13 protein-coding genes and 1 pseudogene are annotated in these 13,377 nt (G+C 62.4%); 10 read left to right on the forward strand and 4 right to left on the reverse strand.

Annotated features, from left to right (window positions below; translation table 11 throughout):
* The first annotated feature begins 6 nt into the window (after positions 1 to 6).
* Positions 7 to 231, forward strand: a complete 225-nt coding sequence (locus tag BUS12_RS31395) for a DUF3717 domain-containing protein (RefSeq protein ID WP_074301214.1) — start codon at positions 7 to 9, stop codon at positions 229 to 231.
* A gap of 79 nt (positions 232 to 310) precedes the next feature.
* Here the strand turns inward: BUS12_RS31395 and BUS12_RS31400 are convergent.
* Together BUS12_RS31400 and phhA are read right to left on the reverse strand one after the other, a co-directional pair.
* Positions 311 to 637, reverse strand: a pseudogene (locus BUS12_RS31400) (4a-hydroxytetrahydrobiopterin dehydratase); the annotation flags it as partial.
* A 159-nt stretch (positions 638 to 796) separates the two neighbouring features.
* Entirely contained in the window at positions 797 to 1,687 is an 891-nt protein-coding gene (gene phhA / locus BUS12_RS31405; protein WP_074301216.1) for a phenylalanine 4-monooxygenase, read from the reverse strand.
* Positions 1,688 to 1,825: 138 nt separating this feature from the next.
* Here phhA and BUS12_RS31410 point away from each other — a divergent pair, with 138 nt between their 5' ends.
* Positions 1,826 to 2,317: an Lrp/AsnC family transcriptional regulator gene (locus BUS12_RS31410; RefSeq protein ID WP_074301217.1), complete on the forward strand. Its 492-nt coding sequence runs from the start codon at positions 1,826 to 1,828 to the stop codon at positions 2,315 to 2,317.
* A gap of 21 nt (positions 2,318 to 2,338) precedes the next feature.
* On the opposite strand, the gene BUS12_RS31415 is transcribed toward BUS12_RS31410, so the two are convergent.
* Positions 2,339 to 2,875, reverse strand: coding sequence for a class IV adenylate cyclase (locus BUS12_RS31415; RefSeq protein WP_074301218.1), 537 nt, complete (start codon positions 2,873 to 2,875; stop codon positions 2,339 to 2,341).
* Between the two features lie 212 nt (positions 2,876 to 3,087).
* Positions 3,088 to 3,987 carry a LysR family transcriptional regulator gene (locus tag BUS12_RS31420; protein ID WP_074301219.1) on the reverse strand — a complete coding sequence of 300 codons (900 nt, stop codon included), beginning with the start codon at positions 3,985 to 3,987 and terminating at the stop codon, positions 3,088 to 3,090.
* A 788-nt stretch (positions 3,988 to 4,775) separates the two neighbouring features.
* Here BUS12_RS31420 and BUS12_RS31425 point away from each other — a divergent pair.
* The 8 genes from BUS12_RS31425 to BUS12_RS31455 all read left to right on the forward strand — a co-directional run bounded on the left by BUS12_RS31425 (position 4,776) and on the right by BUS12_RS31455 (position 13,243).
* A complete protein-coding gene (locus BUS12_RS31425; protein ID WP_074301220.1) occupies positions 4,776 to 6,482 on the forward strand; it encodes a GMC family oxidoreductase in 1,707 nt (568 codons plus the stop codon).
* 243 nt (positions 6,483 to 6,725) lie between these two features.
* Positions 6,726 to 7,505 (forward strand): ABC transporter ATP-binding protein, encoded by a 780-nt coding sequence (locus BUS12_RS31430; RefSeq protein ID WP_074301221.1) that lies wholly within the window; start codon positions 6,726 to 6,728, stop codon positions 7,503 to 7,505.
* Positions 7,502 to 8,260 (forward strand): ABC transporter ATP-binding protein, encoded by a 759-nt coding sequence (locus BUS12_RS31435; protein ID WP_074301222.1) that lies wholly within the window; start codon positions 7,502 to 7,504, stop codon positions 8,258 to 8,260. The genes BUS12_RS31430 and BUS12_RS31435 overlap by 4 nt, the downstream gene beginning before the upstream one ends.
* 49 nt (positions 8,261 to 8,309) lie before the next feature.
* Positions 8,310 to 9,524 carry an ABC transporter substrate-binding protein gene (locus BUS12_RS31440; RefSeq protein WP_074301223.1) on the forward strand — a complete coding sequence of 405 codons (1,215 nt, stop codon included), beginning with the start codon at positions 8,310 to 8,312 and terminating at the stop codon, positions 9,522 to 9,524.
* 153 nt (positions 9,525 to 9,677) lie between these two features.
* A complete protein-coding gene (locus tag BUS12_RS31445; RefSeq protein ID WP_074301224.1) occupies positions 9,678 to 10,562 on the forward strand; it encodes a branched-chain amino acid ABC transporter permease in 885 nt (294 codons plus the stop codon).
* On the forward strand, positions 10,562 to 11,533 hold the full coding sequence (locus tag BUS12_RS31450; protein WP_074301225.1) for a branched-chain amino acid ABC transporter permease: 972 nt from the start codon (positions 10,562 to 10,564) through the stop codon (positions 11,531 to 11,533). The genes BUS12_RS31445 and BUS12_RS31450 overlap by 1 nt, the downstream gene beginning before the upstream one ends.
* A 185-nt stretch (positions 11,534 to 11,718) precedes the next feature.
* Positions 11,719 to 12,042 carry a hypothetical protein gene (locus BUS12_RS38505; RefSeq protein WP_143788513.1) on the forward strand — a complete coding sequence of 108 codons (324 nt, stop codon included), beginning with the start codon at positions 11,719 to 11,721 and terminating at the stop codon, positions 12,040 to 12,042.
* A gap of 34 nt (positions 12,043 to 12,076) precedes the next feature.
* Positions 12,077 to 13,243 carry an ABC transporter substrate-binding protein gene (locus BUS12_RS31455; protein WP_074301226.1) on the forward strand — a complete coding sequence of 389 codons (1,167 nt, stop codon included), beginning with the start codon at positions 12,077 to 12,079 and terminating at the stop codon, positions 13,241 to 13,243.
* The last annotated feature ends 134 nt before the right edge of the window (positions 13,244 to 13,377 follow it).

The raw sequence follows: 13,377 nt of genomic DNA on the forward strand, positions 1-13,377 counted from the left end.
AAAGTCATGTCCGATATTTCGATCCACGAACTGGAAGCCGCGATCAACTTCTGGCGCGCCCGCTCACCTTCGAGCGGCGACGAACTCGTTCTGTGCAAGGAGGCAAGCGCGCTCTCCAAGCCGTATGCGCTGATGATTGTACAGCGTCAGACCGCGCTACCACCGGAAGGTTTGGATGCGACCGCACGGGAAGCGTGGAATTCTTACGTTCGCCTTAAGAATGGCCTGTAGAAGTGAAGGTTAGCGCCCTCCAATACCTGCAAAGCCCTTTCATGGTACTGCAAAGACAGTTTCCAGCGCACTTTGATACCTAGCCCTTCTGAGCGTCCTTGCCGGCCTGATCGATAAAACGGGCCAGTTTGATATCGCGTTCGGTGAGGCCGTTCGCCTCGTGCGTCGAGAGCGTGATTTCCACCTTGTTGTAGACGTTGAACCACTCCGGGTGATGGTCCATTTCCTGGGCCTTGATCGCGACCCGCGTCATGAAACCGAACGCCTCGTTGAAATCGGCAAACTTGAAATGCCGCTGGATCGCATCGCGGCCGGCGACGGCAACCCAGCCGTGAAGCTGCGCCAATTGCGTCGAACGTTCTTCGGAAGTCAGTTTGTGAATCATGGAAGTGCCTCGCTTGTCTGCTCGCTTGGATCGGCGCGCCGGGGTGCGTCCGTCTGGTTGACCGGCCGGCGCGTGCGGAGTGAAACGGCGCGCAAGGCGCGGACATGTGGCTATTTTTTCACGGATCGGGTCGCGCCGCTGCCGGGCGCGGCCTGACCCGAATCCGCCGGATCCGCCGGTTCAGACGTCGCCGTCGGTTTGCCAGCCTTGCTGGGTGCCGCGATTGATCACGCGATCGGACGCAAGCACGGCGCCTGCCGCGAACGGCGCGGCGTCGGCGAGTGTCGCGAGGAGCGGGCCGAGATCGGTGCGGGCCAGCTCGAACAGTTGCGCGAAATCGTCGAGCACGAAGTACGTCTTCTGAAACGTGTCGATCCGGTAGCGGGTCTGCATGACGCGCGCGAGGTCGAAGCCGAGCCGGTTGGGCGCCGCGCTTTCGAGGCTGTAGAGCGTCTCGCTCTTGCTCGACACAATCCCCGCCCCGTAGATCTGCACGCCGCTCGGGCTGGCCGCATCGCGGATCAGGCCGAACTCGACGGTGTACCAGTAGAGCCGCGCGAGCAGCGGCAGGGCGCCGACGTTATCCGCCGCCAGCGCCGCGCGGCCATAGGCCTGCATGTAGTCCGCGAATACCGGGTTGATCAGCAGCGGCACGTGGCCGAACAGGTCGTGGAAGCAGTCCGGTTCCTGCAGGTAATCGAGCTGGTCGGGACGGCGCATCCACCACGTGACCGGAAAGCGGCGGTTCGCCAGATGCTCGAAGAACACCTGCTCCGGCACCAGTCCCGGCACCGCGACGATCTCCCAGCCGGTTGCGGGCGTAAGCTGTGTGTTGATGGCGGCAAACGACGGCACATGCTCGCTCGAGAGATTCAGCCGCGCCACGCCGTCCAGAAACGCCTCGCAGACCCGGCCCTTCAGCAAAGCCGTCTGGCGTGTGTAGAGCTGCTTCCAGACTGCATGATCGACGGCGCCGTAAAGATGCAGCGGCTGGTCGAGGGTGAAGTCGGCGCGGGTGGCGAGGCCGGCGTCGAAGGGTTCCTGCAGGTTGACGGGGTTCGGACTGGACATGATGCTGCGCTCGTATGCGGTGTGTCGGTCCAGTCAGTGTAGAGCGGGTAAGCTGCGGAAAGGGCGCAAAGAGCGCGCCGATATACCGACATATGCAATAATCGTGCATCACAACGTAAATTGGTGCGGGGATCAATCATGCTGGAACTCGATCACTTCGATCTCGCGCTGCTGGAGGTGTTGCAGCGCTTCGGCCGGGCGACGCATCAGCAGCTCGGCGAGCAGGTGCCGCTCTCGCCGTCGCAGATCGGCCGGCGGCTGCAGCGGCTCGAACAGGTGGGCGTGGTGGACGGCTATCGGGTCGTGTTGCGCCCGGAGAAGCTCGGGCTTGGCGTGACCGCGTTCACCAGTCTCAAGCTCAAGCATCACGGCGACTCGATTATCGAACAGTTCCAGCAGCAGATCGACGTGCTGCCCGAGGTGCTGGAGTGCCACGCGGTGGTGGGGGATGCGGATTATCTGCTGCGCATTGTGGCGCCGGATCTGAATGCGCTGTCGTCGTTCGTGATGAAGAAGTTGATGCGGGTGCCGGGGGTGGACAGTGTGCGCTCGAACATCGTGTTGACCACGTTCAAGCGCAATGGGCCGTTGCCGTTGGGGCACCTCGCGCCCGGCGCCGCCGCTACCTGAAGCGGCGCCGATACATTTCACTCACGCCGCTTGCCGCGGCTCGCTGTCCGGGCTGAGCAGGTCCACATACGCAACGGCGACCAGATCCGTTTCCGGCACGCCCAGCTTCGCAAACATCGCGTGCGCTTCGGCGTGACCGCCTTCCTCGTCGTCGTCCTGGGCGAGGAGCACTTCCAGTTCGATAAAGTCACCGAGACCGTCCACCCGGTCGAGGTGAATCCGCGTGCGTCCGGTCGTGTAGACGTGGCGTTCCTTGGTGACGATGCCGCGCGTGGTCAGCGCGGTGGCGAGTAGCGCGTGCATGGCTTCCGGGTTGGTCACGGGGCTGCGCGTGTAGTAGGACGCCTTGGGGCCGTCGCGATCGTCGCGTTGATAGAAGATCAGTTCGGCCGGGGTACCGTCGTCGAACTGACGCAGCTTGAGGCGTCCGCGCGGCACATCGTAGAAGAAGTCCTGCTGGCGGAAGATCAGCGGAGCCTCGGGCGAAAGTTCGGCGGCGCGTTCGCGGAGTTGCTCGAATTGCTGTGCGCGGGCTTTGATTTCGATGTTGCGTGCCATGTCAGGCTCCTCGGGAAGGATGGATTGTCGGCGGCTTCAGAGGCATGTGACAGGGGCGAAGCGCGCCAGGAAGGACAAACTCGAACGAAACTCAAACAAAGGCGGGCGCAAACCAGACGCGCGAACCTCGAATCTAGCAAAAAGCGCGTGACGGTGGTGTTAAGCCGCCTGTGATTGTTTGCCGCGTGCGGCGGCGCTGTCATGAGTGCGGCTCATATCGCCCACTGCTGCTCGATGAGCCTGAGGGCCGCGGCGATTGCCGGATCGTTCTGGCGAGCGGCCAGCGTGACGAAGCTCAACTGGGTCGGCACGGTGACGCCTTCGACGATGGTGAGCGCGTGGGCGTGGGCTTCGGCGATGGCGGTGGCGTCGCGCGCGAGGGTGAGGCCGACACCGGATTTGACCAGATCGAGCATGGACGGCTCCTGATCGACCTCGGCCACTTTGACGGGCTTGACGCCGGCTTCGGCGAAGCGCCGCGACAGCAGCCGATGATGCGCGGAGGCGGGCGGCGTCCAGATCCAGGGCAGGGCGGCGAGGGAGCGCCAGTCGCGCGCGCCTTTGACGCGGTCTTTCCAGCCGGCGGGCGCGAGCACGCGGTACTGGAAGTGGGTCAGCGTGAGCGCGTGAAAGGCGGCGCCGTCACGGGTATCGTCTTCTGATGGCTGGCCGATGTAGTAACCCACGTCGAGTTCGCCGGCGCGGATCTGCTCGAGGACCCAGCCGGACATGCCGTGGCGCAAGGCGGTTTCGATATGCGGCCAGGTTTCGACGAGTTGTTTGAGGAAGCCGCCGAGGCGGAGGAATTCCGGATCGAGGATGGTGCCGATGCGCAGCGTGCCGCGGACCTCGTGGCGCAGCGATGCGGCGGCGCGGTGGACGTCGTTGGCGGCGCTGAGCGCGCGTTCGGCATGTGGGAGGAGCGCCTGGCCGTCGCGCGTTAGGGTTAGTCCGTGGGAGGTTCGTGTGAATAGGGTTAGGACCAGGGTTTCCTGCAGGTGCTTGATTTGTAGGCTGACCGCCGGTTGGGTCAGGTGTAGTTGCGCCGCCGCGCGGGTGAGGTTGCCCTCTTTGGCGACTGTGACGAAGGCTCGGAGCAGGGTTAGGTCCATCTTCTGATATTAGCGCGGCTTATGGGGTGGTTGAGCATTACTCATTGGATTTGGGTGGTGTTGGAGCTTAGGCTTGGGTTTTTGCCTGCGGCGCTTTTTGGTTGTTGTTCTTGGGGGGTTGGCCTTTCCTTGCATTCTTAGTGGTCTATTAGTGTCGCCCCTGTGCGGGGCGGCACTTACTTTCTTTGCCGCCGCAAAGAAAGTAAGCAAAGAAAGCGGGCTCACACCGCCAGCCCATAGTGAGCCACCCCCCCGTGTGATCACGAAGTGGTCCGAGACAAGATGGTCTCTCGCATCACCCGCGAAAGTGACACAGCAGTCATTCATCCCGCCCGCGCACTGCGTGCGCGGCGGAAGGGTCTGCTAGTGGTGGGATGCGGGTGTGAACGCCTGGAGTATGTGTAAAGAATGTTTGGATGCCTAATCATGCAAGACGCGGGACGAGCGAGCTGAAGATCCGTTATGCCTGACGGCGGGGCGCGAAGCGCGACGCTGGAGCGGATGACGGCTTTGTCACGAACGGGTGTGGTGCGAGGGCGGGTCTTGTGTTGGGCCGTTTCCCGAAGCATGTTGAGATGTCTCACTACGGGCTAGCGGTGTGAGCCCGCTTTCTTTGCTTACTTTCTTTGCGGCGGCAAAGAAAGTAAGTGCCGCCCCGCACAGGGGCGAAGCTAATAGACCGCTAAGAATGCAAGGAAAGGCCAACACCCCAAGAGCAACAACCAAAGCGCCGCAGGCAAAAACCCAAAGCCCCCGCCGCAGGCAAACAGACGAAGGAGACAAACCAAATGAACAAAAACAGCAACGAAACCCAGCGAACGCTGGAAGGCGAATTCGACTACATAGTAGTGGGCGCGGGCACAGCAGGCTGCGTACTAGCCAACCGCCTGACGGAGGACCCCGAAGTCACCGTACTTCTACTGGAAGCCGGCGGCAAGGACGACTACCACTGGATCCACGTCCCGGTAGGGTATTTATACTGCATCGGCAACCCCCGCACAGACTGGCTCTACAAAACGCGAGAAGAACCCGGCCTGAACGGCCGCTCCCTCTCATATCCGCGCGGCAAAGTGCTAGGCGGCAGCTCATCCATCAACGGCATGATCTACATGCGCGGCCAGCGCGAAGACTACGACGAATGGGCCCGCGTCACCAATGACACCGCCTGGTCCTGGAACAACGTCCTCCCCATCTTCAAACGCAGCGAGGACTACCACGGCGGCGCCAACGAATCGCACGGCGCAGGCGGTCCCTGGCGCGTCGAAAAACAACGCCTCAAATGGAAAATCCTCGAAACCTTCGCACAAGCCGCGCAGCAAACCGGCATCCCCGCCACCGACGACTTCAATCGCGGTAACAACAGCGGCGTCGGCTACTTCGACGTCAACCAGAAACGCGGCATCCGCTGGAATGCCTCCAAAGCCTTTCTGCGTCCCGCGCTCAATCGCCCCAATCTCACCATCATCACCGGCGCCGTCACGCAGCGCGTCGTGTTCGACGGCCGCCGTTGCTCTGGGGTCGAATATCGCGGCAATGACACCGATTATTTCGCCAAAGCCCGTTGTGAAGTTATCCTCAGTTCCGGTGCGGTCAACTCGCCGCAACTACTCGAGCTCTCCGGTATCGGCAACGGCGCGCATCTGCAAAACCTTGGCATACCGGTCGTGCAGGATCTGCGCGGCGTCGGTGAGAATCTCCAGGACCATCTGCAGTTGCGCATGGCGTACAAGGTCGAGGGCGTCCGCACCCTCAACACCGCCTCCGCGCACTGGTGGGGCAAGCTCATGATCGGTCTGCAGTACGCGCTGTTCCAGAGCGGACCGATGTCGATGGCGCCCTCCCAACTCGGCGCGTTTGCGAAATCGGATCCCGATGATCGCTCGCTCACCCGCCCCGATCTCGAGTATCACGTGCAACCGCTTTCGCTCGATCGCTTCGGCGAGCCGTTGCATCGCTTCAACGCGTTCACGGCGTCGGTGTGCCAGTTGCGTCCCACCTCGCGCGGCAGCATCCACATCGTCTCCCCCGAGCCGCACGTGGCGCCGCTGATCGCACCCAACTATCTGTCCACCGATTACGACCGCCACGTCGCAGCCAATGCGATGCGCTTGACACGGAGCATTGCCGCCGCGCCCGCACTGGCCCCGTATCGGCCGCAGGAGATTCTGCCAGGCATCGAGTTTCAGACCGAAGAAGAACTGCAGCAGGCAGCCGGCAAAGTCGGCACCACCATCTTCCATCCCGTCGGCACCTGCCGGATGGGCACCGCGGACGATCCCGCCGCCGTCGTCGATCACCGTCTGCGCGTGATCGGTGTCGAGGGTTTGCGCGTAGTCGATGCGTCGGTGATGCCCACCATCACCTCGGGCAACACCAACTCCCCCACGCTGATGATCGCCGAGCGCGCAAGCGACATGATTCGCGAGGATCGCCGCGCACGTCTTGCGGGTCAGGCGTCGCAGGTACGTCCGGCGTCGTCGATGTCCATTGCGTGACACGCAGGCCCGATGCGCGCCGCAGCCCGCCGGCGCGCATCGCAGACTAAGTGCAAATCCCAATGAATGCGCTGCATCATTGGCGCGACAATGGCGCGATGCTGCGTGGCTCGCCCTGGATTACCGTCCGTAATGGGTGCACCACGCCAACGATCGGCACGGGGGTGTCGTCGCCATCACACGTCGCGCAGCCTCTGGCGCGGAAGATCGTAGTGCTTCGCCTCACTTCGCATGGAAGGGAACATGATTCTCGGCGACACGATTCTCGAAACGCGCGGACTAACGAGAGAGTTCAAGGGCTTTGTCGCCGTCAACGGCGTCAACCTGCGCGTACGCCGTGGCTCGATTCATGCGCTGATCGGCCCGAACGGCGCCGGTAAAACCACCTGCTTCAATCTGCTGACCAAATTCCTCGTGCCCACCGCAGGGCAGATCGTCTACAACGGCATCGACATTACCCGCGAACGGCCGGCACAAATCGCCCGGCGCGGCATCATCCGCTCGTTTCAGATTTCCGCCGTGTTTCCGCATCTGACGGCATTGCAGAACGTGCGCATCGGTTTGCAGCGCGCGTTGGGCACCGCTTTTCATTTCTGGAAAAGCGAGCGTTCGCTGCATCAACTCGATGACCGCGCCATGGATCTGCTCACGCAGGTCGGTTTGACCGATTTCGCCGACGTGCTGACGGTCGAACTGTCCTATGGCCGCAAGCGCGCCCTCGAAATTGCCACCACGCTCGCGATGGAGCCCGAACTGATGCTGCTCGACGAGCCCACCCAGGGCATGGGCCACGAAGACGTGGATCGCGTGACCGCGCTGATCAAGAAGGTCTCGAGCGGCCGCACCATCCTGATGGTCGAGCACAACATGAATGTGATTGCCGGCATCTCCGACACGATCACGGTCCTGCAACGCGGCGAGGTGCTCGCCGAAGGTACGTACGGCGAAGTATCGAAAAGCCCGCTCGTGATGCAGGCCTATATGGGCAGTGCCGATGCCGCGCTCAGCGGAGCGCACGCATGAACACGATTGCGGAGCGCGAGAATGTCGAGGTCAGCGGTGTGGCCGGCGCGGAGCCCGCGCTGGAGATCGCGGGCCTGCAGGCGTGGTACGGCGAATCCCATATATTGCATGGCGTCGACCTGACCGTGAACCGCGGCGAAGTGGTCACCTTGCTGGGCCGCAACGGCGCCGGCAGGACCACCACACTGCGCGCCATCATGGGGCTCACCGGGCGGCGCACCGGCTCGATTCGCGTCGGCGGCCGCGAGACCATCGACATGCCGACCCATCGCATCGCGCATTGCGGCATTGGCTACTGTCCCGAGGAGCGCGGTATTTTTTCGAGCCTCTCATGTGAGGAGAACCTTCTGCTGCCGCCGCCGGTCGGTGACGCCGCGCACATGATGTCGCTGGAGGAGATCTACTCGATGTTCCCGAATCTGCAGGAGCGCCGGGCGAGCCAGGGCACGCGGCTGTCGGGGGGCGAGCAACAGATGCTCGCCGTGGCGCGCATCCTGCGCACCGGCGCCAGCCTGTTGCTGCTCGACGAAATCTCCGAGGGCCTGGCACCGGTCATCGTGCAGGCGCTCGCGCGCATGATCATGACGCTCAAGACGCGCGGCTACACGATCGTGATGGTCGAACAGAATTTCCGCTTCGCCGCGCCGCTGGCCGACCGCTTCTATGTGATGGAGCATGGCGGCATCGTCGAACACTTCTGCGCGGGCGAACTCGCAAGCAAGATGCCGACGCTGCACGACCTGCTCGGCGTATAAATGCCCGATTGCCTCTGATAACCACAAGCCAGGAAACAAGGAGACCGCAATGAAAATCAAAACACTCGCGCGACTGTCGGCATTCTGCTTTGCAGCCGCGGCCAGCGCCGCGCTGACGATGGGCAGCGCGCGGGCCGACGACAGCACGGTCAAGATCGGCTATATCACCGACATGTCCGGCCTCTACGCCGATATCGACGGTCCTGGCGGCCTCGAAGCCATCCGCATGGCGATCGCCGACTTCGGCGGCAAGGTCAACGGCAAGCCGATCGAGCTGGTCTACGCCGACCACCAGAACAAGGCGGACATCGCCGCATCGCGAGCGCGCGAATGGTTCGACCGCGATGGTGTCGAGGTGCTGATCGGCGGCACCAATTCGGCGACGGGTCTGTCGATGAGCCAGGTGGCGGGCGAAAAGCACAAGGTCTATATCAACGTCGGCGCCGGCGCAGATACCTTGACCAACGAGCAATGCACGCCCTACACGATCCACTATGCGTACGACACGACGGCGCTCGCGAAGGGCACGGGCGCGGAGGTGACGAAGCAGGGCGGCAAAACGTGGTACTTCCTGACGGCTGATTACGCGTTCGGCAAGGCGCTGGAGACGGCGACCGCGAACGTGGTGAAGGCCAACGGCGGCCAGGTGCTCGGCGACGTGCATCATCCGCTGTCGGCTTCGGATTTCTCCTCGTTCCTGCTACAGGCGCAGGCGTCGAAGGCGCAGGTGCTGGGCCTCGCGAACGCCGGTGGCGACACCATCAACTCGATCAAGGCGGCGAAGGAATTCGGCATTACGAAGACCATGAAGCTCGCGGCGCTGCTGATCTTTATCGACGACATCCACAGCCTCGGGCTCGAAACGACGCAAGGCCTGGTGCTGACCGATAGCTGGTACTGGAACAGGAACGAGACTACGCGCAAGTGGGCTGAGCGTTACTTCGACAAGACGAGGAAGATGCCGTCGAGCCTGCAGGCAGCCGACTACTCGGCTGTCACGACCTATCTGAAGGCGGTGCAGGCGGTCGGCTCGACGGATCCGGACAAGGTCATGGCCCAGTTGAAGAAGACCAGGATCGACGACTTCTATGCCAAGGGCTACATCCGCGCGGACGGCAGCATGATTCACGACATGTATCTGATGCAGGTGAAGACGCCGGCTGAATCGAAAGAACCGTGGGACTACTACAAGATCACGGCGACCATTCCGGGCGAGCAGGCGTTCACGACCAAGGCGGAAACCCGCTGCGCGCTGTGGAAATAAGCGCGGGCTGATATCCCGTCTGTCTGCGGCCGGTGCCGCAGACAGAGAGCCGGGTCACCACGCTGTGCGCGGGCCGAATTGGGGGGCCGCACGCAGCCGGACAGTGCGCATGTCGATCTCACCTTGACGATGGGTTAAGGGCTAAGGCGTTCAATGGAAATCTTTGGCATTCCGCTCTCGGCGATGCTGAGCCAGTTGCTGTTGGGACTCGTGAACGGCTCGTTCTACGCGACCCTGAGCCTGGGTCTCGCGATCATCTTCGGTCTCCTCAACGTGATCAACTTCGCGCACGGCGCGTTGTTCATGCTGGGCGCGATGCTGACGTGGATGGGGCTGTCGTATTTCAATCTGCCGTACTGGGTGATGCTGGTGCTCGCGCCGTTGATTGTCGGCGTGTTCGGCATTCTTATCGAGCGTTCGATGCTGCGCTGGCTCTACAAGCTCGATCATCTGTATGGCCTGTTGCTGACCTTCGGTCTGACGCTGGTCGTCGAAGGCGTGTTTCGCTCCATCTACGGTTCGTCGGGGCAGCCCTACGACGTACCCGAGGCGCTGTCCGGCGCCACCAATCTCGGCTTCATGTTCCTGCCGAACTACCGTGCGTGGGTGGTGGTGGCATCGCTCGTGGTTTGCTTCGCCACCTGGTTCGTGATCGAGAAGACACGCCTTGGCGCCTATCTGCGCGCCGGTACGGAGAACCCGAAACTGGTGGAGGCGTTCGGCGTCAACGTGCCGTTGATGATTACGCTCACCTACGGCTTCGGCGTCGCCCTGGCCGCTTTTGCGGGTGTGCTGGCGGCGCCCGTGATCCAGGTCTCGCCGCTGATGGGGCAGCCGATGATCATCACCGTGTTCGCGGTGGTCGTGATCGGCGGGATGGGCTCGATCATGGGTTCGATTCTGACCGGACTGATGCTCGGCGTGGTCGAAGGCTTCACGCGGGTGTTCTACCCCGAAGCCTCGGCGACGGTCGTCTTTGTCATCATGGCGCTGGTGCTGCTGGTGCGCCCGGCGGGTCTTTTCGGCAAGGAAAAATGATGCAAAGGAAAGCGCTTTACGGCCTGCTGCTGCTCCTGCTGATCGCGGTGCCGTTCATCGGCATCTATCCGCTGTTCGTCATGAAGGTGCTGTGCTTCGCGCTGTTTGCGGCGGCCTTCAACCTGCTGATCGGCTATACCGGACTGTTGTCGTTCGGTCATGCGATGTTTCTGGGCATGGCCGGTTACACCACCGGCTACGCCATCCAGACCTTCGGCTACTCACCGGAACTGGGCGTGCTGGCGGGCACCGCTGCGGCGACGCTGCTCGGGCTGGTGGTCGGCCTGTTCGCGATCCGGCGCCAGGGCATCTACTTCGCCATGGTGACGCTCGCGCTCGCGCAGATGGTCTACTTCGTGTTTCTGCAGGCGCCGTTCACGCATGGCGAGGATGGCCTGCAAGGCGTGCCGCGCGGCAAGCTGTTCGGCATGCTCGATCTCTCGTCGGACCTCACGCTGTACTACGTCGTGCTGGTGGTGATGGTGCTGATGTTCCTGCTGATCGTGCGCATCGTTCATTCGCCGTTCGGGCAGGTGCTGGTGGCGATCAAGGAGAACGGGCCGCGGGCGGTGTCGCTCGGCTATGACACCGATCGCTTCAAGTTGCTGGCCTTCGTGTTGTCGGCGGGGATTGCCGGCCTGGCGGGGTCGCTGAAGGTGCTGGTGCTGGGCTTCGAAACCTTGAGCGACGCGTACTGGACCATGTCGGGGCTGGTGATCCTGATGACGCTCGTCGGCGGCATGGGCACCTTGTTTGGCCCGCTGCTCGGCGCGGCGCTGATCGTCGCACTCGAGGACCGGCTGGGCGATATCGGCGGTGCGCTCGCGTCGGCAACCGGGCTGCAGTGGTTCAACTCGCTGGGCGAATCGGCCACCATCGTCACGGGGCTGATCTTTATCGCGTGCGTGCTGGCGTTTCGGCGCGGCATTGTCGGCGAGATCGTGGCGCGAGTCCGGCCGTTGCGCGCATAGCGGGCACGCAGTCTGAAAGTACTTCGGTGTCCGATATAAATGGACGAGGGAAAGCCGTCGCGGCTTCGCTCAGAGGGCTGCATCGCGATGTTTCAAACGTGCCCCAATTCAGTGCTGCGATGCACCACTAGGGTAAATGCTAGTTGTCCAGAAAGGAGCGGTTGTTTAATCTTCACCCAGTTCTGATGAACACCGAATTTGCAGGTGGAGAACGAGGAGACAATGAGGCACTCAGTGCCCAGACGAAAGCGCTGTTGGATATGGATCCAACAGCGCTTTTTATTTGTACTTTCATAAAGTCGTCTTCTCTCTTTTCGCGCTTTTTTCTTCACCTTTTCCAGTGGCTTTTCAGCCGCTTTTCTTCTGCAGACCGATCCTCATTTTCTGGCGCCGGCCGGCGCGTTTTGGCCCCTGCCGGGGCTTGCAAAACGCTTGCCGCAGGCCGCTGGCGTCCGCTACACTCGCCGTTCACCGACCGCTGGGTCGGGGTTTTAAATCAGCAGATTTAATTCAAACGCGTAACGGGGCAGCAAGAGGAGCGGGATGAATTCGGCATTGCGTTGGATGAGTGCGGCATTGATTGCGACGGGCGTATCGGCGGTGTGGAGCGGCCATGCGTTTGCAGACGTGAAAATCGGCGTAACGGTGTCGGCGACAGGGCCGGCCGCATCGCTCGGCATTCCGGAAAAGAACACCATCGCATTGCTGCCGAAAGAAGTGGCAGGGCAGAAAATCGATTACATCGTACTCGACGACGCCACGGATTCCACCCAGGCCGTCAAGAACGCCCGCAAGCTCACCAGCGAAGACCACGTCGACGCGCTGCTCGGCTCGACCGTCGTGCCGAATTCGCTCGCCATGATCGACGTGGCCGCCGAAACCTCGACGCCGATGATCTCCATGGCCGCGGCCGCCTCGATCGTCGAACCGATGGACGCGAAGCGCGCCTGGGTCTTCAAGACGCCGCAGAACGACATCCTGATGGCCACTGCAATCGCCCAGCACATGGCCGATCACGGCGTGAAGACGGTGGCCTTTATCGGCTTCGCGGACGCATACGGTGAGAGCTGGTTCAAGGAATTCGGCAAGGCCGCCGATCTGGCGAAGATCAGGATTGTCGCCAACGAGCGCTTCGCGCGCACCGATGCGTCTGTCACGGGCCAGGTGTTGAAGATGATGTCGCAGAACCCGGATGCGGTGCTGATCGCGGGTGCCGGTACACCGGCGGCGCTGCCGCAGAAGACGCTGAAAGAGCGCGGCTACAAGGGCAAGTATTATCAGACGCACGGCGTCGCGAACAACGACTTCCTGCGCGTGTGCGGCAAGGATTGCGACGGTACCTATTTGCCGGCGGGGCCGCTGCTGGTGGCTGATCAACTGCCTGACTCGAACCCGGTGAAGAAGAGTGCGCTCGCCTATAAGCACGCGTACGAGGCGGCGTATGGTGTCGGCTCGATATCGACCTTCGGCGGTCACGCGTGGGATGCGGGCCTGTTGCTGCAGAAGGCGATTCCTTTGGCACTGCAAAAAGGCCAGCCTGGCACCCAGGCGTTTCGCGAAGCGCTGCGCGCCGCACTCGAAGGCACCAAGGATTTACCGGCTTCGCACGGTATCTTCAACATGAGCGCGAACGACCACTCCGGTCTCGATCAGCGGGCGCGCGTGATGGTGGAGATTGTCGACGGCAAGTGGAAGCTGGCCGGCGACTGAGCCAAGGGCGCATAGCGAAACGGATCCGGACAAAGGCGCGTGCAGTTGACGCGCCTTTTTTGTTGCTTGCGCGGCAGTGCAGATTGACGTGACAGGTAGACGTGCCGGGCCGGCAGGGAAAACCATGCTTGGCA

The organism is Paraburkholderia phenazinium (assembly GCF_900142845.1).
GTDB lineage: Bacteria > Pseudomonadota > Gammaproteobacteria > Burkholderiales > Burkholderiaceae > Paraburkholderia > Paraburkholderia phenazinium_A.